Source organism: Colwellia demingiae, from assembly GCF_007954275.1.
In the GTDB taxonomy this organism is placed as follows: Bacteria; Pseudomonadota; Gammaproteobacteria; order Enterobacterales; family Alteromonadaceae; genus Colwellia; species Colwellia demingiae.
The window spans coordinates 159,219-185,139 of the sequence record NZ_VOLT01000004.1 but is presented as its reverse complement, the minus strand read 5'-3'; the positions used below and the strand labels follow the sequence as shown (position 1 = coordinate 185,139).

The window sequence follows — 25,921 nt, the reverse complement described above, 5'->3', positions numbered from 1 at the left end:
TCGATGCTAACAAGCTTTACTAACTTTGTCTTCTTTTTAGCTAAGCTTTGCTATTACCAAGCAAATAACAATGTGTAAATTTGTAAAGTTACATTGAGTATACTCTCAACAGATAATGTCAAAATATCACCCTCAATTAACTTAAACCGTGAATGCGGCCCTGTAAACAGAAGCTAACACTACTCGCTTATTAATGAAGCGTTAAGAGGTTATTCAACAACCACTCACTGCGTTTTAGTTACTTACTACTACAGATATAACCAATTTTATCAGTGTTAGTTAAACCAACTTACATCACTTAGAAAAAAGTTTAGGATTCATAATAGATAAAATACTAGTCGCTTCTTTTTCAGCAAACTCAGCAGCTTGTGTTAAATCTTCCACTGATAACCCTAAAGGTCGGCATAAAGACTCATCAATTACATCAGCATAAGAAAACTCGTCACTGTGACTATCCATAAGAGCCAGCCTAGAAGCTAAATTCAAGATTTTTACATCTTTATTAATTTCTATAGATGATGCGGCATTGAAGTGCCTAATTGGTAAGATAATTTTTTCAGGGATCTGCCATATTTTTAATAAATCAGCAGAGATTTCAGTGTAAGTATAACCCAACACATGTTTTTGCAATTGCCATGGCAACTGGTTTTTATTGTACTTTTCACATTGCTGGGCAAGTTCAGGGCTTATTTTAGCAACTAATAGCTCTCCAAAGTTTTGTAACAAGCCAGCAACAAATAAACGCTCTATATCACGTATGCCAGCACTAATAGCTAGATTCTTAGATACCAGTCCACAATAAACACTCATACGCCAAAAACGTTTTAAATCAATTGCCTGGTTTTCAAAATGCTTAAAAGCGGTGGCAGCAACATCGACTAGCATCATATTATAAATGGCTTGCGTGCCAATGATGGTAATGGCACGTGAGATGGTACTGATTTCACCTGGGAAGCTATAAATGGCACTATTTGCTATTTGTAGCAAACGAGAAGTCATAGAGGGGTCAATACCAATAACATCGGCAAAATCTGAAATTTCAGAACTTTCATCAGCCATCAATGCTTTAACTTTAAAACAAGCATCTGGCAAAGCAAACGAGCCGTTAGCTTGCAATGCATAATCATGTGCGTTCATAGTCATCCTTAGAAGTTGAACCCTTAAAATAAGGCCCTTAAATAAGACCTTATCAATGTAAACAGTTTAAATATTAGTAAACCTTGTTGGCTTAATAACGTTGATTTTTACTTAAAATGACTCAATACGAGGTTTAAATTTCCTAGTTGAAAGGTAAACCACCATCTTGCTTTATATGTTCAGTTACTATGTAAGTACTTGTTTGCGCGACATTAGTCAGTCTGCCAATTTTTTCTAACACAAGTCTATAGCTTTCAATATCGGCAAACCGTATTTTCAGCAAGTAATCATAACCACCTGCCACTAAATGACACTCAACGACTTCCTTAATAGTCACGACTTCTTTATTGAAGAGTTTGAAAGAATCTGAAGTTGTTCTGCTTAAGGTGACTTGAACAAAAGCACTCATACCAAAGTTTAACTTTCTCGCATTTAAAAAGGCACCATAACGCTCAATATACCCTTCAGTTTCTAAGCGTTTGACTCTATCTAAACAGGGACTAGCACTGAGGTTTACTTTTTTGGCCAGATCCACATTTGAAATTCTACCATCTGACTGTAAAGTAGAAAGGATCATAAGATCAATACGATCTAAGGGTTTTGTTTTGTTATTACTCATGTTCACACTACTTAGTAGGGAAGATAATTGATGTTGCCACAGTAAACTCAAAAAAAATAGCAAAAAAAACGCAAACGTTACCTTAAGGTATTCATTCGCGTTTTTATTTAATTCAAATTTATAGCTGCTTAATAACTACAAAGTACTTCAACAAATTAGTCTTCTTCTACCAGAGTCATCAGTGAAGTATTGCCCCCTGAAGCTGTAGTATCAATACTAATTGTTTTTTCTGTTACCAAGCGTTGAATCATACTATCAAAATATTCAGAAGTTATTACCGGTAAAATAGCCCCGTGACGTAATGCTAGTTTTTCACTAATGTAATGCTTGATTTCACAACCACTATCGACCACAACACCAGACAAAGCAGGGTGTGCCAACATAGCTTATAAATGACATTGTTTAGCTACCTGGAAAACATCTTTACCGGCGCCTGTGGCAACAAATTTATCTCTAAATTCCAATGCTTCTTGATAAAACAAATCAGAAACAACAGCAATAACGGTATTACCTGTAGCAAGTGACGTAACAATAGATTGCACCCAAAAGTGAAAACTAACATTTTCATCCGCATAACAAATAATATTACCTCGGTTTTCCAAATAAATAATATTTGATTCACCTGTTGGGCCTGGTAATTGTTGTGGTTTTTTCAAACGTTTTTCAATATCAATAAGCTGTGAACGCGCCAAGACTAAGGTATGGTTTAAATCGTCAGCCAAATCATCAACAATTTCAACGTGAGCTATCTTGGCCAGTAATTGGCGAACACAAGAAATTCGAGTATTTAATTCAGTTGAGCGCCACTCTTTCTCAGCCCAATTAGCTTTATCCATTAAATGATTTGCTTGATGATTCTCAGCAGCATCACCTGATAAGGTAATCGTTTTATCTGCAGGAAAATTAAAATCTTTTTCATCTGGCGTTGCTTTTTCTTTAACTAAACGAGTTAAATAATTTGGACCACCTGCTTTAGGACCTGTCCCAGAAAGACCTCGACCACCAAAAGGTTGTACACCAACAACAGCGCCGATCATGTTACGGTTGATATAAATATTACCCGCACGTGACAATTTGGCTAAATTAATAGCTCTATGCTCTATACGCGTATGAATACCCATAGTTAAGCCAAAGCCAGTGCCATTGATTTTATCAACAACACTTTCTATTTCATTACCTTTAAAGCGAACTATATGAACACAAGGACCAAAGACTTCTTGCTTTAACACACTGATATCATCAATTTCATACAAGCGAGGTGCAAAGAAGAAGTGACCATCTTCATCTACAACATCGTCAGAGAACTCACATTGGTAAAGTAACTTACCATGTGATTTCATATATTCGGCATGAGCATTTAGCGCGTCTAGGGCTTTTTGGTCGATGACTGGGCCAATATCAGTACTTAATTTTGCAGGATTGCCAATATGTAACTCCGCCAATGCACCTTGGAGCATGGCAATAACATTATCTGCAATATCTTCCTGTAAAAAGAGTACACGTAACGCTGAACAACGTTGACCTGCACTTTGGAAACCTGATGAAATAACATCATCAACAACTTGTTCAGGTAATGCCGTCGAGTCAACAATCATACAATTTTGACCACCGGTTTCAGCAATTAGCGGTACTTGATCACCACCACGGTCAGATAACGTTTGTGAAATACGTGTGCCCGTTTCTGTAGAGCCGGTAAACATGACTGTTTGAATACGACTGTCTGGAATAATCGTATTACCTACGGCACTTCCGCGCGCAATAACAGCCTGTACTACGTTTTCAGGTAAACCAACTGACTTCATCAATTCAATTGCACGAAGCGCAATTAAACCTGTTTGTTCTGCTGGTTTTGCTAATACAGTATTACCCGTGGCAATTGCCGCAGAAACTTGCCCAAGGAAAATAGCCAAAGGAAAGTTCCATGGACTGATACAAAGTACCACACCACGTGCTTCTAATCTTTCATCACCGCTTAATTCAATGGCGCGAGCTGCGTAGTAACGACAAAAATCAACAGCTTCACGCACTTCATCAATACCATCTTGCGCGACCTTACCGGCTTCTTTGATACACATTGCGATGAGCTCATCCATATGACGCTCTAAAATATCACTAATGCGGCAAAGCAAGGCAGCACGATCTACTGCAGGTGTTTTTGACCAAGTACTATAAGCTGTTTCGGCCTTATCAATCATCACTAACATTTCATCATGGCTGGCATGTTGATGAAAGCCGATTATTTCACTACGATTCGCCGGGTTCATTACTGCATTGCTACCATCAGGCACTTCATTTTTATTCAATAAATGGTCGACAAACCAATTATCTAAAGCGGCTTTTAACGGGATAATTTCATTAATATCCGTTAGATCTAAACCTTTTGAGTTATCACGGCCTTTCTCGCCTTCGCCTTTCCCTTCTCCACGATAGAGGTCAATTGGCATAATTATTTGGTTATTGTACTTAGCTTTAAGACGTTGAGTTTTTTCTACTGGATCTTCCAATAATGATTCAACTGGCTGATCTTCATCAACAATAGCATTAACAAATGACGAGTTAGCGCCATTTTCTAATAAACGACGTACCAAATAAGCAAGTAAGTATTCATGATGGCCTACCGGCGCATAAATTCGACATTGAATACTTTCTTCTTTAACAATTTGGTCGTACAAAGAATCCCCCATGCCATGTAAACATTGAAATTCAAAACCTGCCTTATCATCGCCAGCTAACTCAACTATAGTTGCTGCAGTATAAGCATTATGTGTCGCAAATTGTGGATAGATAGTATCGCGATATTCTAATAATTTATTGGCACAAGCATGGTAAGAAACATCAGTAGATGACTTACGAGTAAAGACATGGAAATGATTCAAGCCATCTTTTTGAGCATTTTTAATTTCAGTGTCCCAATAAGCACCTTTAACAAGACGAACCATCATTTTTCGTTCAGTACGCAACGTTAAGTCACGTAACCAGTCAACAACATGAATTGCACGCTTCTGATAAGCTTGCAGTGCTATACCAAAACCTTGCCAATCTCCTAGTTCGCTATCAGAAAAAACCGCTTCTATGATATCTAATGAAATATCTAAACGCTCAGATTCTTCAGCATCAATCGTTAAACCAATATTGTATTGCTTAGCCTGCAAGCATAGTGCTTTTAATTTAGGTACTATTTCTGACATTACACGCTCTTTATGAGAGAACTCATAACGTGGATGAATCGCAGAAAGTTTAATTGATATACCTGGTACTTTACGAGGGTCGTTCTTACCCGAAGCAACAGCAACATAACCAATAGCAGTAATAGCATCTTGATAGGCTTTGAGGTACAGACCGGCATCAGCCATAGTACGGGCACCTTCGCCGAGCATATCGTATGAATAAACATAACCTTGCTGTTCTTTAGTGGCAGCGCGTACAGTAGCAGCTTGAATGGTTTCACCCATAACAAACTGTTTACCCATTATTTTCATGGCATAGTTCATTGATTTACGAATAACTGGCTCACCTAAACGACCGACAGTTTTCTTTAGTAAACCAAATTGTTCTTTTTTACGCTTATCGGCGTAATTAACCATAGAGCCAGTAAGTAATAACCCCCATGATGAAGCATTAACAAATATTGAATCACTGGCACCTAAATGTGAACTCCACTGACCTTGGGAAATTTTATCGCGAATAAGTTCATCTTGAGTATGTTTATCTGGCACACGCAATAACGCTTCGGCCAAACACATTAAGACCACACCTTCCTCTGAAGAAAGTGAATATTCATTGAGTAGCGAATCAATTGCGCCATTACCTTCTTGGTCTTGACGAATTTTTAAAACCATTTTACGTGCGCGTTCCCATGCACGGCTTCTTGCGCTAACATTTACTTCTGCAGCAGGTAAAATATGATCAACGGCAACATTTTCGTCAATTCGATAAAACTCACGAATTTTTTGTCTTATTGGACAATCTGTAATCAATGAACCAGTAAATAGCATAACCATTCCTCAAAGTGCGACAGGTAAAAATCCTGCTTTAGTTATAGTCTTTTTTTCCACTAATATATATATATACCCGCTCCACTTGAAGATGCTCGTTTCAGGAAGTCTGAGCGATTCATAATCAAGGCGCATTTTTTTATTAAGGGTCATTCCCTTAAAAAGAAAGGTAACGCAGAGTATGATTTGCTCAGCCTCCCCCAAAGGGCTGATTTATAAACGCTTTATGCTACTTTATTGATTTCGACAAGGGAACACCATTCTCTTCAATCAATACCTTGCCTAAAGGCGTTTCTAATTCCAGCTGAATCATGCATATTCAAGTGGAACGGGTATATTATTAGTGGGTGACGATATTAAATTTATGAGCGCATTCTAGGATAACAACCACAGGATGTGCTGGTTATTTTCAGGATTTAAAACACTTTTATATGGAGAAGCACGAGTTAAGCAGTATAAAGTGCTGCAAATCGTTTGCGGTAATTTGTAAGGAGTGTTCTTGGGTTATTATTTACACATTTTTTGAGTAATATAATTTTTGAATAATATAGTCTTTTGTATCTTGAGACGACATAGGTTTGGCAAAATAGTAACCTTGACCGTATACACAATCCATTTGTTGTAATAACTCGGCATCGGCTAAGCTTTCAATTCCTTCACCAACAGTAGACATTTGAAGATTATTAGCCAAATCAACAATAGTCCTAATTATGGCTCGATTATTATTATGCTCGTCGACATTACTAATAAAGGAGCGATCTATTTTCAGCACATCAATAGGGAAACGATGCAAATAGCCCAAGCTTGAGTAACCGGTTCCAAAATCATCGAGTAATATTTTTACCCCCATATTTTTCAAGGCTTGCATATTAGTAAGCACTATCTCAGCATTTTCCAACAAGGCACGTTCCGTTAACTCAACACGTAGATGATGGGGAGCTAAGCCTGTTCTTTTTAATACCTTTTCAATATCTTGCGGTAAGCTTGTACTAAAAAATTGCTTGGAAAATAAATTACAACTGACATAAAGATCATCACAGCCTAATTCATCATGCCAATGTTTCAACTGCTGACAAGATTTTTCAATAATTTGAATATCAATTTCTTTAATTAAATCAGTTTCCTCAGCCAGCGGAATGAAGTCATTAGGATAAACAAAACCACGCTTAGTACTCTGCCAGCGAGCTAGCGCTTCAAAACCCTTAAGTTTTTGGTTATCCAGTTTAATAATTGGTTGGAAATAAGGGATAAACTCCTGCCAACCAATCGCTTCTCGAATATCTGCTTCAAGGCTTAAAGCATTCTGTACTTTTTGATGCATACTGTCGTCAAAGACTTCATAGCGCCCTCTGCCATTGTCTTTAGCATGGTACATAGCTGTATCTGCATCTCTGAGCATAGTATCAGCATCAGAATATCGTTTATTGCTAAACGATATGCCAATACTAGTGCCTGTGTATACTAACTGATTGTCGATAGTAAAAGGCTGTTGCAGAAAAGCGGTGATGCGCTGCGCGACTTCAAAGGCTTCATTGTTACTTTTCAAGTCTTCAATTAATATGACAAATTCATCGCCACCTAAGCGAGCAACGGTATCTACTTTACGCACAATAGCCAATAATTCTCGCGCTATTATTTTCAATAAAACATCACCAGCATGATGCCCTAAACTATCGTTAACTACTTTGAAGCGATCTAAGTCTAAAAACAGTACAGCAAAAGAAAAGTCATCTTTTCGTTTTGCACAGGCTATCGCATGGTTAAGTAAATCAAGGAATACAGTTCTATTGGGTAACCCGGTTAAACTATCATGGGCGGCGGTGTGTTTTAATAATTTTTCAGCTTGTTTACGATGGGTAATTTCATCTTCAAGGGCAAGTGTGCGGAGTTTAACTTGTTGCTCTAATAACTCATGACTGCGCCTTTCAAAATCAGCGAGTTCTCGACGTTTAATCGCTGCCGAAACGTGGTTAGAGACAAAATTAAGTAACTCGGCATCTTGTTGATTGTAAGTAGTTTTATAATAATAACTCTGTAAAACCATGACTCCAAGTAACTGGCCTGAATAGATTAATGGTACTCCTAACCAAGAATGGATGTCATCCTGTGGTTTTTTAGTTTCACCTTCCAGATGTAGACTCATCATATCTTGATAGGTGAGTAATACTGTTTCTCGACGGCGTAGTACTAACTCGGAATATCGATTTGAGAGCTTCCTTGGTTTAAAATCTTTGGCTAAATTAGAGGTTTTTTCATCAACATAATAAGAAAAACTTAAAGTGTCTGACTCTTTTTCATATTTAGCAATAAAGAAGTTTTTAGCATTGATCAACTGTCCGATTATATTGTGGACCTTACTATAGAAAGTATCTATATCGAGCTCAATATCCGTGGTTAATTCCGATATTCGATATAAAGATTCTTGTAGTAATTCGGATTTTTCTCGCTCACGAATTTGTGCCATCAATTCTTTGGTACGTGCATTAACCGCATTTTTCAAGCGTTGTTGATCTTGTAAACGTACCATAGCACCAACAATGTGCTGGGCGGCAAAGGTAAGTAAATTCAAGTCATTTTCATTATATCGAATTTTTTCATCATAACTTTGTATGGTGATGGTACCGATCACTAAGCCATTTTGGAGTAAAGGCACACCCAGCCAGTCAGTGCCGCGGACACCAAATTGTTTGATTTTATAATTATCAAATAGCTGTTTTTCTAATTCTGGGGTTAAGAGAAGTGGCTGTTTTGATTCAATAACTAAATTAGTAAATGAACCATCATAATCTTGGTAATCTATGATGCCTGACGGTTTTTCATCTTTTTCATCAAGATAATAAACAAACTCTAAGGTTTCAAACGTTTGATCATAGAGCACGATAAAGAAGTTTTTCGCGGTCATTAACGACGCGATAGTACTATGTACTTGCGGATAAAAGCTCTCAAGATCATTACATTCTTGTGATAGCTGGTTTAATTTAAAGAGTGCGGTATAGCGAGCTTGTAAGTCAGCATTTTTTTTCTCTAGAAAATCCACATTTCCAGAGAGATCAGCAATGCTTGCCTCTTTGGCACGTATTAACAGCTCTGCTGCTTGAGTCGTGTTTACTTGTTGAGTTTCTGGTTTCAAAATTGCCATACCGTTTAGTTATTTGCTCGCTCATCTATCAAGTACTTAATAAAACGATTATTAAGAATTGCTTACCTATTGCTGAGCGTCAGCTTTAGCTGACTTACTAATTTCTTTAACTTTATGCTTATTACCACAAATAGCTGCTTGTTTTTCATCTCGATAATAACGAATATCAATACAATCTTGCTGATAGCGAAGTTCTAATTCCGTACGAATAATTACATCACCTTTAGTATTAATAATGCGTTTATGTAAAGCTTGGCACTCTTGAATTTGTTCAGAGGCTAAAGTGACATCTTCGCAAACATTATCAACACTTGAACAACTTGCCAACACGCTGATAAAAGGTACCACTAATAAAACTATTTTATTCATTTAACTATTCCATTACATTAAGAAACAACTTGTTACTGCAAACTATTATACCCAAGCAAGACCAAATTGCGAGAGCCTATATAGTTATTAATAATATCAACTGATTAGTATAAATATTCACTTTTATTGTTTTATTTTTCACCACTTACATTAGCTATTTATGCTAGACACCTCTGAAATATTTAAAACTCTACTTTCACCGTATTTAAGTGACTCATCTAAGTGTAAACTTCCTATTGAGTAACGATGCAATGCAATAACAGGGTTACGAAAACGGCCAAACATACGCTTTATTTGATGATAGCGCCCCTCGGTTAAGATCACTTTTGCTTCAAAGAGAGAAACAATCTGCAAAATTGCTGGTTTTGTCGTTATGTTCTCATAAGAAAAAAACATCCCTTTTGCAAAAGCATTTATATAGTCTGGCGTTAAAGCGTTTTGTAATGTCACTTGATAACATTTAGAGACTTTATTTTCAGGTGACGTTAGTCGCTCAGACCAACGACTATCATTCGTTAGTAACACCAGGCCTGACGTATTTAGATCGAGTCGTCCGACGATATGTAAACTATCCAAAATGTCTTGGTCAAATTGTCCCGCAAGTAAATCAATCACCGTCTTATGTATTTTATCCTTGGTCGCACAAACCACACCAATAGGTTTATTCAGCATAATATAATATGCCCGATTAGCCTGCAGTACTTCATCATCCATAATAACGTGTGAAAATTGATCAACAAGCTGCGCAATATCTGTTGCTAATACGCCATCAACATAAACTCTTTTTTGCGCTAAAATCAACCTTACTTTTTTGCGGTTAATTTGATGATAATCACTAATAAAACGATCTAAGCGTGCAGTATTAATAGCCATGTTTTTTGAATAAGTCCATTACTTAGATACTAGCCAAAGATTGCTGCTGTGCAATTAAATTAAGTACTTTACGCAATTTAGCCTGAATATAACCCGCTAATAACGTTGGTTGTAATGTCAATAACTCCAATTCTGAAGCCGTTATCGCAATAGTACAAAGCAATTGCTGTTCGCCTTCGTTACAACAACAAATCACATCATCAGAGAAATGACTGATGTTAACGCCACGGTTCGATACCCTATCCAACGCTTCTTTACATTGTTCGAAACTTGCTGCTGTTTCTAAAGATAATTGAATAGTTAAAATTTCCTCTTCATCACCATACCAATTGGCTGTTAAGGTTTGAAAATTAAACTGCGCTTCTAATTTATTGCTCACTGATTTTATATTGGTAAATTTATCAAGTAAGTCTTTTGTTACGTTAATGATTATCGGTAGTGTATCGGTCATTATTTATGCTCTTCATCTTCTAAACAATAAAACTGCGATGTATTATCAACTACATCCAAACACAATTTTAATCGCTATTTGTTTTAGCCCATATCATAACCGCGTTGCATCCAAACTTCAGCTTGTTCGCTCAATATCATTAAAGTCATTCTACTAACCTACTTCAGATATTAAATGGTTAACATTACATCGCATTACAAAACCAAATAATGATAAGAATAAAGCAAGATAGATAGTTATCGGAAATGATTGCCTATTTCTATTTACTCAAAATAGAGTTTACTTTCGAACATCCTTCCTTTAAAAGCGAACAGACCTAGCCTTCCAAAAAACAATAAAAACATTAAGAAATTGATTTTAAACAACTTTAACTTTTGGCACGGTTATTTCATTACTTATAACATCAAGTAAAAATAACAGTGAATATTTATGAAAATTGCGCTAACTAAAAAACAACCTTGGAAGAAATGGGCAACCATCGCCAGCTTTACCTTAATTATGGGTTATGCCGGTTATAGCGTCAGTGGTAAAGCAATAAAATCAGTCCCTTTAAAAGACTTAAGCTTTCAAACGGTAGTTCAAGGCGACTTAGATATTTATGCTAATGCCTATGGTGAATTTGCTTCAGCAAAAGAACGTTTATTAACCGCACCAGCATTAGGTAAGGTATCTGAAATTTTAGTTCGTCCCGGCACTAAAGTAACACCTGACACTATAATTTTGCATTTATCAAATCCTAAATTAGTACAAGAAGTAAATGCTGCTAATGGCCAACTTGCCCAACAATTAGCGCAAAGAGAAGCATTCAAATACGAACAACAAAGTGAACGTTTAAACTATCAAGGACGCATTGCTGACATTGAAGCCGAGATTGAAAAAGCAGAGCTTGAGCTCTCGGTGAACATGAATCTGATGGACTTAGGTGTTTCTTCCAAAATAGAATTACAACGCGCTAAATTGGCCGTGAAACAGGAAAGTAAAAGGCTCGGTTTCGAAAAGAAGAAATATAAACAGTTTATCGAAATGCAAAGCCACCAACTCACGCAGCGTGATATCACTATCGAGCAGCAGCATGCACAGGTTAACTTACTTGAACAGCAGCTTGATGATATGAAGGTGAAAGCAGGTATTAATGGTTCATTGCAAACCTTAGAAATTGAACTAGGTCAAAGCGTTCAATTAGGTCAATCGCTAGCTAAAGTAGGTAGTGATGAAGTGTTAATTGCTCGCTTACGCTTACCACAAAACCAAGCAGACCAAATAGATATCAATGCTCTAGTATTAATTGATACACAAAAAGGCATTATCAAAGGTCACATCACGCGCATCGAAAGTGTTGTTAACAACGGGTCTGTGCTTGCTGAGGCTGTTATTGATGAAACCTTAACTTCTAATGCACGTCCTGCGTTATCAATATCAGCACAAGTATTTGTTAGACACCAACAAGCAATTAGCTACATAGAACAAGTACCAGGGTTTCGCCCGCGCAGTAAACAAAGCCTTTTTGTCCGAGACACTAACGACTCATTAGTGCAGAGAGATGTCACTTTTGGCGAGCTATCAAAAAATAAATTAGTTATCACTTCAGGGTTGAAACCTGGTGAGCAATTAGTGAGTAGCGATACGCAAAAATACACTAAGTACCCGCAACTTTTAATTATTCAATAATAACGAAGAAAAGCGAGTACGCAAATCGTCGCCATACAATAAAAAATTCAACTAAACATACGTGCATAAAAATAAAAACTAAGCACATTGCAACAGCTAAACACATTAAGGAAAACCTCATGAAAAATATAGTTACCATGTCAAACATCCACAAACGTTACGATGGTCAGCAAATAGAAACCCATGCACTACAAGGTGTTAGTTTAGAAATAAATCAAGGGGAGTTTGTTGCAATTACCGGCCCTTCTGGTTGTGGTAAATCGACATTGCTTTCTATTATGGGTTTAATGGACTCAGCTACAGAAGGAGCATATCAACTCGCCAATATTTCGACCGCGGGCCTAAAAGTAGATCAACGCACCCAAATTCGTAATGAGCATATTGGCTATGTTTTTCAATCATTCAACCTAATAGATAATTTGACTGTATTTGAAAACGTGGCACTGCCACTTGAGCACAGGGGCTGCTCTAAAAGCGAAATAAAAATGCGTGTTGAAATGGTATTAACGCAAGTTGATATGTTACATCGCCAGCATTATCGTCCAAACCAATTATCTGGTGGTCAGCAACAGCGTATTGCCATTGCACGTGCCCTTGTTGGTAAACCCGATCTGATTTTAGTTGATGAGCCAACGGGTAACTTGGACAGTAAGAATGGTGACCAAGTAATGTCACTATTAGAGCAACTCAATAAAGATGGATCGACCATCGTAATGGTAACCCATGACAGCCGCTATTCACGCTGTGCTAGTCGCCAAATTCAACTGCTCGATGGTCAGATTGTTTCAGAGATAAATACTGAACTAACGCCACAGCCAAGCTCAATTGAGACCAATGAAAAGCCATTGCAGGGGGTTGCATGAGTTTATTCAAAAAATCCTTATATCAAGGCATAACACGGGTGTTTTCACTGCCTCGCCTAAGCGTTCCGCTAATTTTAACACTTGGTTTAACGTTAGGTGCGGTATTAAGTGTTATTTCAATTTCATCGACCTTGTTGTATCAACCACTGCAAGGCATCAACAATGAGGATTCGTTACAAACCTTTGATTATCGTTTTAAAATGTCAGATACCTTAAGTGTTTCCTATTGGAACATGAATCGCTTAGTCGACTTTAGTGAGCAATTTAGCGATTTAGGTGAATGGGCTGGTGTTGCGCCTTCAGAACAAGATGTGGTGGTAAATAACACCACGTTTGCAACGACGCGTTATGATGCTTCAAGTAACATTCTTTCGGTGTTAGGCAGTCAGTTGTTACTAGGCGATGATGTCACTATTGAGTCAACAGAAAAGTATGTATGGATTTCTCAAAGCCTTTGGAAAAATGCTTTTGCCGGCGTTAAATCAGTGATTGGTAAACAAGTAACAATTACCAATCAAAATTATATTATTGCCGGTGTCATTGAAGACGTAATGGCGATAAAAAGTAACCGTGCAATTTTACCTCAGCAAGTCTGGTTTATCGCCAATTTAGCCAAGGTTAAGGCGCAAACGGATGCAGTGGGTAATATTAGTAACGATATTGATACCCTTATTCTCAAGTCAGCTAATGGCCAAGCAAAACTACCATCACAAGCGCAAGTCGATGCATGGTTAGAAGATTACGTCACCCGAAATGTCGATGGCGAGCAAGTACAAATGTTTTTGGATTTCATGGCTAATACCACGAAAGAAGCTAAGGGCAGCAGTTACCGTAGCAATATGTTAGGTGAAACTGAAAGTCTACTTATCGCATTATTTACTGCGGTTATCGGGCTACTATTAATGGCGACGCTAAATTTGCTAAATTTATTCATCGCTCATTATCAAGGAAGAACTAAAGAATTTGCCATTCAAATAAGCTTAGGTGCAAGCTTAACAAAAGTTAGATTATTGGTGTTACTTGAGAACCTACCGAGTTTTGTTTTAGCGGCAGTAACAGGCTTATTAGTTACTGGTTGGGCAATAAAAAGTTTACCGCTAATCGCTGGTGACAGTTTACCTATGATAGACGCCATTGCTATTGATAGCACTACCATACTTGCCTCAGTGGCCATTATATTAGCGCTAAGCGTACTGTTTAGTTCCCTCGCACTGGTTGATATTGACAAGCATGCACTAGGCAATAACTTAAATAGTAGTGGTAAAGGAATACAGGCACAAAGTAATCAATGGCTGAGCCGAGTTTTAATGGTATTGCAACTGTCAATTGCCTCAATATTACTGACCGCTTCAGTGATGATAGCGATGCAAAGCTATCAAGCTGTATACCAAGATACCGGCTATGACATTGGCAATAGCTATGAAATTGGCGTGACGGTTAGTGATGAAGAATATATTACTCAATTAAATACCTTTGACTCTTATGGGAAAAGCGAAGCTAAACAATTACTTGATGGTATATCAAACTTGATAGAGCAAGAAGTAAGCAATAGCCAAGTGGTTATACCTAACTATGGCCCTTTGTCTGATTCTTTACGAGTAAACGCCTTTCGTGATGAAGACTCAGGAGAGCGAGTTATTCACCAAATAAAGACCTTAGGATCAAGATATTTTTCAACCTTTAATATTCCTATGTTAGCTGGAGCGAATGTAAGCCAAGCACAAATTGATAATGATGAAGACAGAATTGTTATCGATGAAAATATGGCAAAAACCTTATTTTCAGACTTAAGCTACCAAGAAGTTATTGGTAAAACTATTCAAATGAGTCCTGATAGTTCCACACCACCGTCAATTGTTACAGGGATAGTTGCCAATACTTTAAGTCAAACAGGTATTGCCGACTCATTAGGTTTACCTTCAGTATATTCTCATCGCGTAAGACCCGGCTATACCATGCAATTTACTGTGATGTTACCAGTAGGAAAAACGATTACACCAGCGATGTTAGAAAGCGAACTTAAACGTCAATTCCCACGTTTAACTAACTTGACCATACAATCATTAGCAGATATTTGGCAGAGACAAACATTGAATCAACGCCTTAGTTTATGGATAGTACTGGCCATGACTGGCTTAACACTTTTTCTTGCTGCTATTGGTGTTGCTGGTTTAACACAAATGACCACAAACCATCGTAAATATGAACTTGCTGTGCGCATGGCAACAGGCGCCAAACAAGCTAAATTGGTTAACTTTATCCTAAAGGATGCTTTGTCGATGTTAGTGGTAGGTTTAGGTCTAGGCTTTATTATCTCTGTTTTTGGTTATCAACAAATATCACAAAATTTAGAAATGTTACCTGACTTTAACTGGTTAGCCATGGCTTCATTAGATGCCGCTTTAGCGATTATTGTTATCTTATCGGTAATTATGCCTGCATGGAGATTGATTAGTAATGATCCTATGCAAGCGTTACGGGAAGAGTAAATGTAGCAGTATGACTTTAACACTAGCCAAGTCACTAAAGTAATTGGCATACTAATACTCGTTACCAGTCAAAGTGCAGGATTTCAGTGGGAATTTAAATGACTTTAGCTAAGATAAATAGTTTACGCATAGTTGTTCTATGGTTTAATTATTTAACGCTGGATAATTTCATTTAAAACCCATCGCAGAAGTTTGTGAGCCATCCCATTTTGTTGTTGCAGCAATGAAATAGGGTATACCATTATTTAATTACTACGTCTAAAACTGAAATGGCTCACAAACTCTGAAACATACATATTGACTGGTATCGAGTATTTACCAACAGTATTATACCTACAAGAATAGTAACCACTGCAAGAGCAAAGGAAACGATTTACCTCGTTTCTTTTTCTTTACTTTACAGTGCTTTTGTTTATATTTTTTATTAGCCAAAAAACCGCTTAATTTATGGAAAACCCTATGTCAAACGCCACCATTTTAATTGCAGATGATGATGAAGATATTCGTTTAGCATTAAACTTATTACTCAGCGCACAGGGGTATCAGATTATTGAGGCGGCTAACGCTAAAGAAATCATCATACAAAGTAATCAACAACAGCCAGATTTAGTGTTGTTGGATATGAATTTTTCTCGAGATACCACTAGCGGTCAAGAAGGCTTAGCCATTTTAGAGCAGTTACAGCCATTAAATATCCCGGTGATTTTAATGACAGCGTGGGGCTCAATTGAGCTAGCGGTAGAAGGCTTACAAAAAGGCGCCAATGATTTTATAGAAAAGCCATGGAACAAGCTTAAGCTACTAAATAGTATTAAACAGCAATTAAGCTTTTCTCGGGTAAAAGAACAAAACCAAGGTTACCGACAATTGCTCGCCGGCGAAAATAAAAAAGCTTGGGTCTGTCAATCACCCAGTATGCAAGCCATTGAAACCTTGGTAGCACAAATAGCACCAACTGATGCCAATATATTAATATTAGGTGAAAATGGTACCGGTAAATCACTGCTTGCCGAACGAATTCATCAATTATCATCACGCCAGCAGGCACCACTAATCGCGGTGAACATGGCAGCAATTCCTGATAATTTGTTTGAGAGTGAACTCTTTGGCCATCAAAAAGGTGCCTTTACTGATGCTAAACAGAATCGAGTTGGTCGATTTCAACTCGCAGAGAAAGGGACTTTATTTTTTGATGAGATCGGATCTTTACCACTAACACTTCAGCCTAAATTATTGCGTGTGTTAGAAACAGGTCACTATGAGATTTTAGGTTCGAGCCAAACACAAGTTGCTGATGTTCGTTTGATTAGTGCAACCAATGCTAACCTCAATCAACTGATAAGTGAACAAGCGTTTCGCCAAGATTTATTGTACCGTTTAAATACTATTGTTATTACTATTCCACCATTGCGAGAAAGACTCGAAGATATTTCAGACTTGGCCAATTGCTTTATCACTAAATTCAGTGAAAAGTATCGTAAACAAGCATTAAGCATCAGCCCTTGTGCGCTCAGTAAATTAAAACAGCACAGTTGGCCGGGCAACATTCGTGAGTTTAGTCATGTGATTGAACGTGCTGTTTTACTAACCAGCGGAGATAAAATAACAGCACAGCAATTATTACTGGAAAATGCCGATAGCACCGATGATTCTGTAATGTTACAACCGCTTGAACAAGCAGAGAAACAGTTGATTGAAAAAGCGATGACAGTCACAGGTGGTCAAGTGATAGAAGCAGCAAAATTACTCGATATATCTCGTAATGCACTTTATCGACGTTTAGAAAAGTTTGCCATTCATCATGTCGAATAACACCAATAAACCTGCAAAACCGTTAAATATGAAATTCAGTCATGAACAGTGGCTGATCTTTGGCTTAGCAACGACATTAATGGTTATATTGGCCTTAATCATTGCGCTCACTTATACCCTTGCCTGGAGTAAATTGGCGACAGCCACGTTAGTGTTTTTTTTATCTTATCCGCTCATTTGGCTTGCTTGGCGTAGTTATAACTTTTGGAAACAAGCCATCATGCAACTTACTACGTATACGCAAGTTGTCCGTGAAGGTGAAACAAATTTACGGTTCAAAGAGCAACATCAAGACAATTTACTAGCTGAGTTACAGCAGGAAATATCAGCCCTAGCCATAGGTAACGCCCATAAGTTGCAACAAAACCAAACCCTGGAAAATGTACTGAGTCATATACTCGATTCTTGGCCAATCCCCGTGTGTTTATTTGATGAGAATAATCAATTAAGCTATCGTAATATCGCCATGAAAGAGAAAATTCAACAACCTATGCTTATTGGCACAGCCGCAAAAGATTTAGGCTTTGTCATCGACAATGGTAACTTAACCCACAGCCAGTTTAATCAACAATGGCAATGTCAGAGTATCAGCTACCTCTTTCAACAAAAAAAATGCCATATTTTTTCTGCTTTAGATATCTCTCAACCATTACACCAACAACAAAGTACTACTCAGCAAAACCTTATTAGGGTATTAGCTCATGAGCTACGTAATTCTTTAACACCCATGGCATCAATGGCTGATACGTTGTTATGTAATGACAGTTTTAATGAAGATCAAGTACGCTTAGTCTTAAGTCGGATCAGACAGCGAAGTAATCGCTTACTTAGTTTTATTGAACAGTACAGTCAGTTGAGTCAATTACCTACTCCAAAATCAACTTGGTTTGAATTTAATGATTTACTTGAAGAAGCTAAGTCCATGATCACAGAGCCTTGTATAATAAACTACCAAGGCAGTAACCAATGTTTTGCTGACGAGCAGCAAATGGCACAAATACTCATTAATATTTTCAAGAACGCCCAAGAAGCTTGTGATGAAGAGCGTTGCAAAATTGACGTTAGCTTGTACTACCGACAAGAAAATTCACAAGGTTACCAACAGACCAAGCAAGTAATTGATATTACAGATAATGGCCCTGGTTTTGCCAACCTTGATAATGCTTTGACACCTTTTTACACCACTAAGAGTCATGGCTCAGGTATTGGATTGTCACTGTGCGCTGAAATCACCCGTAACCATGGTGGTGAATTCACCTTAGAAAATACTGAGCATGGCGCAAGAATTAGGATGACCTGGCCGGTGGACAATAAAGCTCACTCGTAAGGTCAGGTTTAACAGAGGAGTGGAAAGAAGTAAGCCCTAACAAACATCGCGTAGGAGAATTCATTAATAAAGTAAATTATGGTGAGTTACTCATTGATTGGCAGCAAGTCGATCCTCAAATCACACTGAATTTAAAAGATGTTAATGGCAAGGTATTCAGTCAGCAAAAAATGCCGCTATCTTCGATTAGCCCATACGATAAAAAATAAGCTACAGCTAATATGAGTCTGAAATTATAATAAAGAGTTAAAATTAATATTGAGATAATGTGACTAACCGTCAATTAATTCTTGAATTTATAGGCTTGAAGATAAAAATTTGAAGTTAATGTTATTCTTTTGAAAGATTTTAGAAAACCGCTTGTTTTGTAAAATAAAAACAAGCGGTTTTACCAAAATAAGTGAGTTGACCGTTATAAGCCGGGTTTTGTAGCTCATTCACTAAAAGTAAACAAGATGACAATCATTCGTCTAGGCTATAAATCGCTCTATAGCTCAAGCAACCTACCCGGTTTCCACGCGAGCCACGCTTATATTATCGAAACTTGCGTTTTAATAATCATGAAACCCTATTTGGTCTTGCTCCAGGTGGAGTTTACCCTGCAATTACTGTTACCAGCAATCCGGTGCGCTCTTACCGCACCCTTTCAGCCTTACCTGTTCCGCAAGCGGTCATCGGCGGTCTTCTCTCTGCTGCACTTGTCGTCGGCTCACGCCGCCCAGGCGTTACCTGGCACCCTGCTCATTGGAGCCCGGACTTTCCTCCCCCCTATCTGTCTAGATCAAACCGAAATTTGAAATACAACGATAAAGCAGCGATTGTCTGGTCAACTCGGCGCGCATTTTACCTTATTCAGTGGAAATGTCTATAACCTTTACTAATACCAATTGAAATAAAACATTGCTCACTTATTTAATTCAATTGGTATAAATGACCTTACTTAAGTCCTAAAGCAACCTCATATAGCGCATTTTTCTTAACGCCATAAATTTCAGCAGCAATAGCACAGGCCTTTTTAGGCTTCATCTCTGCTAGTAGTAATTTTAGCGTATTAATGACCTCTGCTGATATTTCATTTTCAGTCGCTTTATAACCTTCGATGATTAACACCATTTCGCCCTTTAACTGATTAGCATCTTGTTCCAGCCAAGCAAGTAGGTTTTCAGCAGTGTCGCTGTGAATAGTTTCAAACGTTTTAGTCAACTCTCGAGCAATAACAATATAGCGTTCACCACCTAAAGTAGCGACAATATCTTGAACCGTGTCGATAGCCCTACGTGGTGCATCATAAAAAACCATGGTGCGTGATTCATCAGCTAAAGCTGTTAATGTTGCTTGTCTGGCACCTGATTTAGAAGGTAAAAAACCCTCAAAGGTAAACCTATCGGTAGGTAAGCCCGCAACCGATAGAGCGGAAATAGCGGCACAGGCACCTGGGATAGGTGAAACTTGTAAACCAAGGCTTCGACAATGGCGAACAAGATGAAAGCCAGGATCACTGATTAAGGGGGTTCCTGCATCAGAGACAAGCGCAATTGTTTTGCCTTCTTGTAACATGCTAGCCACTTGGTCCTGCCGTTGACGTTCATTATGGTCATGTAATGACATGGTTTTGTTTTTAATGGAAAATGCAGACAGCAGTTTTCCTGTATGACGAGTATCTTCACAAGCAATAACATCAACTTGCGTTAATATATCAATTGCCCTTTGGCTGATATCTCCTAAATTACCAATTGGGGTTGCGACAATATAAAGAGTAGCTGGGGTTAGGGTTGTTTCACTCATGTAAACTTACTTCACTTGATTAGGCATATACCCATGATACCTCAAAATACGTGTTTCAGGATACCTGAGCAATTCATGATCAAGGCGCCTCTTTTTATTAAGGGTTGTTCCCTTAAAAAGAGAGGCAACGATGAGCATGATTTCCTCAGGAATCCCCACAGGGCTGGTTTAGAAACGCTTTATGTTGCGTTATTAATTTCGACAATAGAATAACTATTCTCTTCAATCAATGCCTTACCTAAAGGCGTTTCTAATTCCAGCTGAACCCCGCATTCTGAAGTAACATGGGTATTTATTAGTTGTGACTCACTTCGTAGGCGTTTATTATAACCCCATACTGATAGCAATATGCACGGATTTATTTATTGTGTTAAAAACAGCATCTTTACGTGTAAGATTAAAGCCAACAAAGGTAGATTACTTTTCAATGCATTTTCAACATTTCAAATCTCAAATATTACCTATCCTGTTGCTTACTTTCCTTGCGAGTTGTAGTACTAAGCAAGTTCCTGATGCTAAAACACAGACTCAAGCACTCACTGAAATTGAAGAGGTTACTGACAATGCAGGAGCATTATCTGCTGAACAACATATTGAACTTGCTAAAACGTTAGATACCAATGCTGCTGTAGGTGAATTACTTATTGCGACCAAACTGTTTTATCAGCAAGAAGATTACTCCAAAGCGCTTTGGCTTGCAGATAAAACGTTGCCACTGATCGATAAAAATATAATTAATGATAATCATGAGAAAGTACAGCTGGTTCTAATTAAAGCGAGTAGTTTACAGCAACTTGGTTATTACGCAGAGAGTCATTTACAACTCAATCAACTTGAGCAGTATGCCGCAGAAAATAGAATACTACTTACCGCTACCTATTACCGATTATTAAGTGCTGCATTTCATGAAGAAAAACAACCTATCTCCGCTTTAAATGCCCAGTTGTTCGAATTTTCAGTCACTCCGGCTAACACACAAAGCCAGCAGCAAATAACCAATATTTGGAATAACTTGCAGACCCTATCTCAATGGCAACTGAACTTGCTTGCGTTGGATAAAGCACCTGACAGTAAAGGTTGGTTAATGTTAACTAACTTAGCGAATAAGTTTGGTGGCAATCAAGCGCAAATGAAATATCATCTGAGCATATGGCAAAAAAAATTCAAACTACACCCTGCTAATGTCATCGCAAAACAGCTTTCAACTCATGTTATCGCCCCAAAAAAAATTAAAAATATTGCGGTGATCCTGCCATTAAGTGGAAAACAACAGTCTGCTGGACGAGCAATTCAGCAAGGTGTTTTAGCCAGTTTTGCTAACGACGAAACTAAAAGTCTACACTTTGTCGATAGTAATACCGTCAACTGGTACGGATTAACTAATGATTTTACAACATTAAAAGTAGATTATGTGATTGGGCCATTACTTAAGTCCAATGTAGATAAATACATCAGCCACACAAGTGCACAAACACAATCGCAAAATGATGGCTTGCTAAATGCCAGTTCGGGTTTATTTGATATCAATAAAGCCGAGGACATTTTAAACACATCATCAATCAATCAAGGTAAATCAGCAGATTATATCACTGCCATCGACAGCGATTCTGCAATAAAGAGCTATTTACAACCAACGCAGAATAATAAAGCTATAGATACTTTGCTGTTAAATATTCCAGCAAAGGCTTCGTTAACACGTCATCATACCGTACTTTCTATGCGCCCTGAAGATGAAGCCAAGCAAGCAGCAACAACGCTGAGTCGCCAAAATTTTATGCACCCGGTTGTATTAAGCCAAAAGAACATTGTTAGTAAGCGAATTGCCCAAGCGTTTGTCAAACAGTGGCAGCGGATAACAGGTAACTCAATTGAGGTGGTGTATTATGATACGGGCGCTCAAATGCAAGAGAATATTAAAACCAGTTTATCGGTAGATAAGAGTAAGGCTCGTATTACTAAGCTCAAAAGCCGCTTGAACCAGAGTATCAAAACTAAAACCCGTAATCGACGCGATATTGATATGATTTATCTCGTTGGTACCCCTGAGCAAACGCGCTTAGTAAAGCCGTATATTGAAGTCAACATAAGTGAATTTGCTGAAATAATTCCTGTTTATGCTAGCTCCCGAAGCCACAGTACTCAAACAGATTACAGTAGTAATAGTGACTTACAAGGGTTAACGTTTACAGAAATCCCTTGGTTGCTAGCTAGCGAGCAAAACTCAGAGTTGGCGACTATGAGTCAAGAACTTTGGCCAAAGCGTAGTGATGGCTTATCTCGACTTTTCGCTATGGGATATGACATCTACCAACTCATCAATAAAATTCCGTTAATGCAACAAGCGCCTTATCTCCATCACTGGGGACAAACAGGAGTACTCAAGTTAAATGAAAATAGCATTTTGACACGAAGCTTACTTTGGGGTGTTTACAAGAAAAACAGGGTAATTTCTATTGCTATGGAATAACAAAGCCTCAGCTAAAGATACAAGCAGTACCGATAAAGGACAAGTTACGGAAAGCTATGCTGAACAGTATTTGTCTAAACAAGGGTTAAGACTTATTGAAAAAAATTTCCATTCTCGCCAAGGAGAAATTGATCTCATTATGCTTGAGGGTGATACTTATGTTTTTGTTGAAGTAAAATATCGTAAAAATAAAGGGTTTGGTGGTGCAATTGCCGCTATTTCAGCGAGTAAACAGAAAAAGGTTAAACATTGCATAACATTTTATCTACATCAAAGCGGCTTAAATGAATATAATACTTCCTGCCGTGTTGATGTGGTAGCGCTTGAAGGCGATATTAATCAGCCACAAGTTACTTGGTTAAAAAATGCCTTTTAGCTTTTCATAATTAACTCATTACTCATTTTAAATAGTCGCGGAGTCCGTTTTCCATGCTAGAACAGATCAAAAACAATTTTACCGAAAGCATTCAAACACAAATAGCTGCTAGCGAGTTGTTAGGACCATCTATTGAACATGCTGGTATGATGATGGTTCAATGCCTGCTAGGCGGCAATAAAATTATCTCTTGTGGCAATGGTGGCTCTGCTGGTCATGCTCAACATTTTTGTGCACAATTACTCAATAAATATGAAACTGAACGCCCTAGCCTGCCGGCAATATCTCTAAATAGTGATATTTCTACCATTACTTCAATCGCTAATGACTATCAATATGATGAAGTTTTTTCCAAACAGATAAGAGCCCTTGGTCATAATGGCGATGTATTGTTAGCTATTTCTACCAGTGGTAACTCGCGAAATGTAGTGAAAGCTATTGAGAGTGCAGTATCACGTGATATTCCAATTATTGCCTTAACGGGCTTCGATGGTGGTGATATTTCAGGATTATTAGGTGAAGGCGATGTTGAAATCCGCGTGCCTTCTGCAAGAACATCCAGAATTCAGGAAGTTCATTTAGTTGTTTTGCATAGTTTATGCGAGATTATTGATACTACCCTGTTCCCGGAAGGTGACTCATAAATGGTTGTTCTAAAAAGTGGCTTGTCTGCATTGGCTAAAAGAAAAATGGCACGAATTGCAGGGCTTCTCATGCTCGTTTCTGCCGTGCAAGGTTGTGCCGTAGCCACGGTAGTTGCCGTTACCGCGGGAGCTACTATGGTGGCAGATAGACGAACTTTTAGTAAACAAATTGATGATCAAAGTATTGAGTTTATCGCTCATAATGAATTGAACAAGCAAAAGGCACTATCTGATAATACTAACTTACATGTGATTAGTATGAACGGCACTGTTTTAGTTATTGGTCAGGCTCCTAATAGCTACCTGAGAGACCTCGCGATAAAAACCATCCAAGATGTTCCTGACATTGTCACCATACATAATCAAGTCCGTATTGGCTCTACAACAGCCATATCAACGCAGAGTAATGATATTTGGCTAACGTCTAAAGTCAAATCTGCTTTGCTTGCCAATGGCGATGTTAATGCGAAAGATATTAAAGTTGTCACTGAAAATTCTGAAGTATTTCTCTTGGGCTTAGTAACGAAGCAAGAAGCTAATATTGTGGTAGAAATCACGCGTAACATTAACGGTGTAAGCCGTGTATTTAAGGCCTTTGAGTATATCTAACGCTTATTTAGATTACTGAATATCAAGACAAAAAAAACCTGTAAATATCAACGATATTTACAGGTTTTTATATTAATGACACTAACAAGATTAAAATTATTTAATAATTTTCAGGCTAGCTTTACTTTTTCCTTTGGGTTTGTTCGACTTTTCTGTCTCACTACCCGTTGAAGCAACACTACTTAAAGTAGACTTTGGTTTTTCAGGGATCACATCAACCACCTCATCTTCATCCACAATAGGATGTTCGATTGGTAATGAAGTCCCAGCGCCGTTTTCTTTGGCATATATAGCACCTACAGCACCATAAGGTACAGTAATGTGCTCTAATTTACCGCCAAAACGGGCACTAAACTCAATAGCTTTATCACCCAATGCGATAGTACCAACAGCTGAACTGGCAACATTCAAAACAATCTGCCCATCAGCGACATAACTCATTGGTACTAATACACCATAAACATTGACGTCCACCATGATGTATGGCGTTAAGTCATTGTCTGAAATCCACTCATAGAAAGCTTTAACTAAGTAAGGCTTATTCGAGCTCATTGAGTTTGGTGTTGCGTCATCCATTAGGCTGGATGACCAAAGCGTAATTCACGTTCTTCTTCAGTCAATGAAGCTTGAAATGATTCACGTTCAAACACGCGTAACATATACGTTTTAAGTTCTTTTGAACCTTGACCAGTCAATTCAATACCAAATACAGGCAAACGCCATAATAATGGTGCTAAATAACAATCAACCAAACTATATTCTTCGCTCATAAAGTATGGCGCTTCATTCAAAATTGGTGCAATACTTAACAAGCTCTCTGTTAACTCTTGACGTGCTTTTGCTGCTTCTGCTGCAGTTCCAGACATAATCACTTTAGTAAGGCTATACCAATCTTGCTCCATGCGATGCATCAACAAGCGGCTACGACCACGCGCCACCGGATATACTGGCATCAATGGTGGATGAGGAAAACGTTCATCTAAATATTCAACAATGATTTTAGCTTCATATAGTGCTAATTCACGATCAATTAAAGTCGGTACTGTACCATATGGATTCAAGTCCAATAGGTCTTCAGGCAAGTTAGCTAAATCAACTAAGTTGATGTCTACACCAACACCTTTTTCTGCTAGAACAATGCGTGTCTGATGACTGTACATATCATCGGCATGAGAGAACAACGTCATCACAGAGCGTTTATTTGCTGCTACGGCCATAGAGCCTCCTAAAATCGTTTACTTTAAAAACTAACAAAGGGGAATTCGATATTTAACTATCGAATTCCCCTGAAATTTATT

Annotated in this window: 18 protein-coding genes, 1 other RNA gene and 2 pseudogenes; 10 read left to right on the top strand and 11 right to left on the bottom strand. The window is 38.0% G+C overall.

All coding sequences use genetic code 11. The features are described 5' to 3' along the window. Positions 1-294 precede the first annotated feature (294 nt). From ESZ36_RS08910 to ESZ36_RS08880, 7 genes and pseudogenes are all read right to left on the bottom strand, one after another. Entirely contained in the window at positions 295-1,137 is an 843-nt protein-coding gene (locus ESZ36_RS08910; protein WP_146786533.1) for an HDOD domain-containing protein, read from the bottom strand. 142 nt (positions 1,138-1,279) lie between these two features. Next, positions 1,280-1,756 (bottom strand): Lrp/AsnC family transcriptional regulator, encoded by a 477-nt coding sequence (locus tag ESZ36_RS08905; RefSeq protein WP_146786530.1) that lies wholly within the window; start codon positions 1,754-1,756, stop codon positions 1,280-1,282. A gap of 155 nt (positions 1,757-1,911) precedes the next feature. Then, positions 1,912-5,751 (bottom strand): annotated as a pseudogene (putA, locus tag ESZ36_RS08900) (bifunctional proline dehydrogenase/L-glutamate gamma-semialdehyde dehydrogenase PutA). 511 nt (positions 5,752-6,262) lie between these two features. Further along, a complete protein-coding gene (locus tag ESZ36_RS08895) occupies positions 6,263-8,890 on the bottom strand; it encodes a sensor domain-containing phosphodiesterase (RefSeq protein ID WP_246129036.1) in 2,628 nt (875 codons plus the stop codon). A gap of 66 nt (positions 8,891-8,956) precedes the next feature. After that, positions 8,957-9,259, bottom strand: a complete 303-nt coding sequence (locus ESZ36_RS08890) for a hypothetical protein (RefSeq protein ID WP_146786527.1) — start codon at positions 9,257-9,259, stop codon at positions 8,957-8,959. Positions 9,260-9,409: 150 nt separating this feature from the next. Continuing rightward, on the bottom strand, positions 9,410-10,132 hold the full coding sequence (locus ESZ36_RS08885) for a 16S rRNA pseudouridine(516) synthase (RefSeq protein ID WP_146786524.1): 723 nt from the start codon (positions 10,130-10,132) through the stop codon (positions 9,410-9,412). 22 nt (positions 10,133-10,154) lie between these two features. Then, positions 10,155-10,583, bottom strand: coding sequence for a hypothetical protein (locus tag ESZ36_RS08880; protein WP_146786521.1), 429 nt, complete (start codon positions 10,581-10,583; stop codon positions 10,155-10,157). A 429-nt stretch (positions 10,584-11,012) separates the two neighbouring features. On the opposite strand from ESZ36_RS08880, the gene ESZ36_RS08875 reads away from it, so the two are divergent. The 6 genes and pseudogenes from ESZ36_RS08875 to ESZ36_RS22870 form a co-directional block, all read left to right on the top strand. Continuing rightward, a complete protein-coding gene (locus ESZ36_RS08875; protein WP_146786518.1) occupies positions 11,013-12,251 on the top strand; it encodes an efflux RND transporter periplasmic adaptor subunit in 1,239 nt (412 codons plus the stop codon). Between the two features lie 119 nt (positions 12,252-12,370). After that, a complete protein-coding gene (locus ESZ36_RS08870; protein WP_146786515.1) occupies positions 12,371-13,114 on the top strand; it encodes an ABC transporter ATP-binding protein in 744 nt (247 codons plus the stop codon). After that, the gene (locus tag ESZ36_RS08865; protein WP_146786512.1) at positions 13,111-15,603 is read left to right on the top strand and encodes an ABC transporter permease; all 2,493 of its coding nucleotides are present in this window, start codon (positions 13,111-13,113) and stop codon (positions 15,601-15,603) included. Before ESZ36_RS08870 ends, ESZ36_RS08865 begins: the two co-directional genes overlap by 4 nt. Positions 15,604-16,062: 459 nt before the next feature. Further along, positions 16,063-17,415, top strand: coding sequence for a sigma-54-dependent transcriptional regulator (locus ESZ36_RS08860; protein WP_146786509.1), 1,353 nt, complete (start codon positions 16,063-16,065; stop codon positions 17,413-17,415). Then, entirely contained in the window at positions 17,405-18,742 is a 1,338-nt protein-coding gene (locus tag ESZ36_RS08855; protein ID WP_246129035.1) for a sensor histidine kinase, read from the top strand. The genes ESZ36_RS08860 and ESZ36_RS08855 overlap by 11 nt, the downstream gene beginning before the upstream one ends. Then, positions 18,736-18,951: pseudogene (locus ESZ36_RS22870) on the top strand (alkaline phosphatase D family protein); the annotation flags it as partial. The gene ESZ36_RS08855 and the pseudogene ESZ36_RS22870, both read left to right, overlap by 7 nt. A 188-nt stretch (positions 18,952-19,139) precedes the next feature. On the opposite strand, the gene rnpB reads toward ESZ36_RS22870, so the two are convergent. Next, an RNA gene (gene rnpB / locus ESZ36_RS08845) (RNase P RNA component class A) lies at positions 19,140-19,576 on the bottom strand. Between the two features lie 102 nt (positions 19,577-19,678). After that, entirely contained in the window at positions 19,679-20,527 is an 849-nt protein-coding gene (gene rsmI, locus ESZ36_RS08840) for a 16S rRNA (cytidine(1402)-2'-O)-methyltransferase (RefSeq protein WP_146786506.1), read from the bottom strand. A 367-nt stretch (positions 20,528-20,894) separates the two neighbouring features. Here rsmI and ESZ36_RS08830 point away from each other — a divergent pair, with 367 nt between their 5' ends. From ESZ36_RS08830 to ESZ36_RS08815, 4 genes are read left to right on the top strand one after another with little or no spacing between them, the layout of a single operon-like run. After that, positions 20,895-22,994: a penicillin-binding protein activator gene (locus ESZ36_RS08830; protein ID WP_246129034.1), complete on the top strand. Its 2,100-nt coding sequence runs from the start codon at positions 20,895-20,897 to the stop codon at positions 22,992-22,994. After that, the gene (locus ESZ36_RS08825) at positions 22,981-23,370 is read left to right on the top strand and encodes a YraN family protein (protein WP_146786501.1); all 390 of its coding nucleotides are present in this window, start codon (positions 22,981-22,983) and stop codon (positions 23,368-23,370) included. Before ESZ36_RS08830 ends, ESZ36_RS08825 begins: the two co-directional genes overlap by 14 nt. A 53-nt stretch (positions 23,371-23,423) precedes the next feature. Then, on the top strand, positions 23,424-24,014 hold the full coding sequence (locus ESZ36_RS08820; protein ID WP_146786497.1) for a phosphoheptose isomerase: 591 nt from the start codon (positions 23,424-23,426) through the stop codon (positions 24,012-24,014). Beyond that, the gene (locus ESZ36_RS08815) at positions 24,015-24,623 is read left to right on the top strand and encodes a BON domain-containing protein (protein ID WP_146786494.1); all 609 of its coding nucleotides are present in this window, start codon (positions 24,015-24,017) and stop codon (positions 24,621-24,623) included. It abuts the gene before it with no gap. 96 nt (positions 24,624-24,719) lie between these two features. Here ESZ36_RS08815 and ESZ36_RS08810 read toward each other — a convergent pair whose 3' ends face one another. Next, on the bottom strand, positions 24,720-25,199 hold the full coding sequence (locus ESZ36_RS08810; protein WP_146786491.1) for a ClpXP protease specificity-enhancing factor: 480 nt from the start codon (positions 25,197-25,199) through the stop codon (positions 24,720-24,722). Continuing rightward, complete coding sequence (gene sspA, locus ESZ36_RS08805; protein ID WP_146786488.1) at positions 25,199-25,840, bottom strand: stringent starvation protein SspA; 642 nt, start codon at positions 25,838-25,840, stop codon at positions 25,199-25,201. The genes ESZ36_RS08810 and sspA overlap by 1 nt, the downstream gene beginning before the upstream one ends. Between the last annotated feature and the right edge of the window lie 81 nt (positions 25,841-25,921).

Coding starts and splice junctions, on each gene's coding strand:
- ESZ36_RS08875 (WP_146786518.1), top strand. CDS start 11,013: ATGAAAATTGCGCTAACTAAAAAACAACCTTGGAAGAAATGGGCAACC.
- ESZ36_RS08860 (WP_146786509.1), top strand. CDS start 16,063: ATGTCAAACGCCACCATTTTAATTGCAGATGATGATGAAGATATTCGT.
- ESZ36_RS08895 (WP_246129036.1), bottom strand. CDS start 8,890: ATGGCAATTTTGAAACCAGAAACTCAACAAGTAAACACGACTCAAGCA.
- ESZ36_RS08820 (WP_146786497.1), top strand. CDS start 23,424: ATGCTAGAACAGATCAAAAACAATTTTACCGAAAGCATTCAAACACAA.
- ESZ36_RS08910 (WP_146786533.1), bottom strand. CDS start 1,137: ATGAACGCACATGATTATGCATTGCAAGCTAACGGCTCGTTTGCTTTG.
- ESZ36_RS08885 (WP_146786524.1), bottom strand. CDS start 10,132: ATGGCTATTAATACTGCACGCTTAGATCGTTTTATTAGTGATTATCAT.
- ESZ36_RS08905 (WP_146786530.1), bottom strand. CDS start 1,756: ATGAGTAATAACAAAACAAAACCCTTAGATCGTATTGATCTTATGATC.
- rsmI (WP_146786506.1), bottom strand. CDS start 20,527: ATGAGTGAAACAACCCTAACCCCAGCTACTCTTTATATTGTCGCAACC.
- ESZ36_RS08870 (WP_146786515.1), top strand. CDS start 12,371: ATGAAAAATATAGTTACCATGTCAAACATCCACAAACGTTACGATGGT.
- ESZ36_RS08865 (WP_146786512.1), top strand. CDS start 13,111: ATGAGTTTATTCAAAAAATCCTTATATCAAGGCATAACACGGGTGTTT.
- ESZ36_RS08890 (WP_146786527.1), bottom strand. CDS start 9,259: ATGAATAAAATAGTTTTATTAGTGGTACCTTTTATCAGCGTGTTGGCA.
- ESZ36_RS08810 (WP_146786491.1), bottom strand. CDS start 25,199: ATGGATGACGCAACACCAAACTCAATGAGCTCGAATAAGCCTTACTTA.
- ESZ36_RS08880 (WP_146786521.1), bottom strand. CDS start 10,583: ATGACCGATACACTACCGATAATCATTAACGTAACAAAAGACTTACTT.
- sspA (WP_146786488.1), bottom strand. CDS start 25,840: ATGGCCGTAGCAGCAAATAAACGCTCTGTGATGACGTTGTTCTCTCAT.
- ESZ36_RS08815 (WP_146786494.1), top strand. CDS start 24,015: ATGGTTGTTCTAAAAAGTGGCTTGTCTGCATTGGCTAAAAGAAAAATG.
- ESZ36_RS08855 (WP_246129035.1), top strand. CDS start 17,405: ATGTCGAATAACACCAATAAACCTGCAAAACCGTTAAATATGAAATTC.